At 69.9% G+C, this 2,034-nt stretch carries 2 protein-coding genes; both read right to left on the bottom strand.

The genetic code is table 11. The annotated features are described in order from the left end of the window. The coding region (locus ABZU25_RS34445) for a DUF3073 family protein (protein ID WP_355033544.1) at positions 1-58 on the bottom strand (58 nt) is incomplete at its 3' end. Positions 59-90: 32 nt separating this feature from the next. Then, the gene (locus ABZU25_RS34440; protein ID WP_355033543.1) at positions 91-1,698 is read right to left on the bottom strand and encodes a cellulase family glycosylhydrolase; all 1,608 of its coding nucleotides are present in this window, start codon (positions 1,696-1,698) and stop codon (positions 91-93) included. Positions 1,699-2,034: the final 336 nt, after the last annotated feature.

The following is a 2,034-nucleotide window of genomic DNA, read 5'->3' as shown; positions in this document are numbered from 1 at the left end:
GGTACTTCAACTCCCGGGCCACCTTTGTCTGCTTGGCCTTAGCACGGCCGCGCCCCATGGCTCGCGCACCGCATCGGCCGTCCCAGTGGTTCAGCAGCTGGCGCCGTTGAGCTTTACCGCACCCGGCGCGCTGGCGGTGCCGTTGGCGGTGAAGCCCACGGTGACCGACCCGCCCGCCGCCAGGGACGGGGCGTGCCCCGGCGCGGCGGCGGTCACCGTCGTGCCGGACTGGGAGACGGTGGCGTTCCAGCCACTGCCCAACGTCACCCCGGACGGCCAGGTCCAGGTGACCGACCACGGGTTCACCGCGGCGGAACCGGTGTTCTTCACCGTCAACTCACCCTGGAAGCCGCCCTGCCAGGCGTTCACCTGCCGATAGGTGGCCGTGCAGGCACCCGGCGGCGGGGTCGTCGGCCCACCGGTCGGTCCGCCGGTCGGCCCACCAGTGGGCCCGCCGGTCGGTCCGCCACCCGACGGTGCGATCAGGTACGGCTGGAGGATCGCCTGCTTGGTGGTGTTGACGTTCGTCCAGTCGTCCAGCGCGATGCCGCCGGTGTCACCCGAGTTGGGGTTCCACGACCAGTAGGTGAAGGACATCCCGGTCACCCCGGTGCCGGTGTACGCCATCAACTTCTCCAGCCACACCCGGTCCTTCGGGTCGGCCAGGGTGCTACCGAACTCACCCATCATGATCGGCGCGATGTTCTGCTTGTAGAGGTAACCGAAGTACTTGTCCCAGATGGCCGGCATGTTCGCCGGGTAGTCCGGAGCGTCGAACCAGGTCTGCCGGTACACCGAGGTGGCGTACTCGTGCGGCGAGTAGACAAGCCGGTTGGCCACGTTCAGCCGCACCGGGAACTGGCCGGCCTTCGACAGGTTGCCGCCCCACCAACCGCAGTCCTCGTCGTTGCTCGGGTCGTTGTCCCAGACGTTGGAGAGGCCACCACTCGGGCAGCTCACCCCCTCGACGAAGATCAACCAGTTGGGCTGGACGCCGAGGATGGCGTTCCCGGCCCGCTCGGCGGCGAGCCGCCAGTCCCGGGTGGTGTCGCCGCAGCCCCAGCACGCGCCGGTGGCCGCCGGGTTGGTGCCCTCGGCGTGCGGCTCGTTGTGCAGGTCCGCGCCGATCACCGTGGGATTGCCCGCGTACCGCTGGGCGAGCATCTTCCAGTCGTTGATCCAGGTCGCCTCGGAGACCGTCGACGTGTACCACAGCGGCGACTGCCCGGCCGACGTCGGCCGGTGCCGGTCCAGGATGATCCGCATCCCCTTGCTGCCGGCGTAGTCGATCACCTTGTCCAGGATCTGCAACGGCGAGAGCCCGATCAGGTCCGGGTTGACGAAGTCGTTGATCCCGGTGGCGGTCGCGCCCGCCTTCAGCGCGTCGTTCGAGTACGGCACCCGCAACGTGTTGTAGCCCAGCCGGGCCATCGTGTCGAGCTGCCCCCGCCACGGGTTGCTCGACCACAACCCGTGGAAGGTCTTGTTGTCGGTCTCCATGCCGAACCAGTTGATGCCGGTCAACCGGACCGTGGCACCGGTGCTGTCCACGATCTGACTGCCGTTCGTGTGCAGATAGCCGGTGCCGGTGCCCGCGGCGGAGGCCGGGCTGGTGCTGACGGCGGTGGCGAGGAACACGCCAGCCGCAACGGTGGCGAGCGCGGTCAACGCGCCGCCGAAAGCCTTGGGACGGAACATTCGTGCTCCACTTCGGATGCCCGGCGTCGGCCATGGGCCGCGCGGGCGAGCTGCCGTCGGCACGTCACGGCCCCTCTGGGGTACGCGGACAGTGCGCGACGGTCCATGTCACGCGGACGGGGACACTCGCGGAAGCTCACCGGCCGATCCTCGACAGCGGAGACCCGCCGTCGTCGCCCTCGTCCCGGTGGCCCTACCTGGCTCCGTCGCCCATTCTCATCAGCCCGCCTCAATGCGTCAACTGCACGGCCCACCGCCCCGCTCGCGCCCGCCCGCCCGCGCCCGCCCGCCCGCGCCACCCGCCTGGGATGTCGAGGAGCACCTGACGACCGTCGC

Source organism: Micromonospora sp. NPDC005215, from assembly GCF_040607915.1.
GTDB lineage: Bacteria > Actinomycetota > Actinomycetes > Mycobacteriales > Micromonosporaceae > Micromonospora.
This window is presented reverse-complemented; position numbering and strand designations above follow the sequence as displayed.

Bases quoted from the DNA above. Each gene is read 5' to 3' on its own strand.
- ABZU25_RS34440 (WP_355033543.1), bottom strand. From the start codon at position 1,698: ATGTTCCGTCCCAAGGCTTTCGGCGGCGCGTTGACCGCGCTCGCCACC.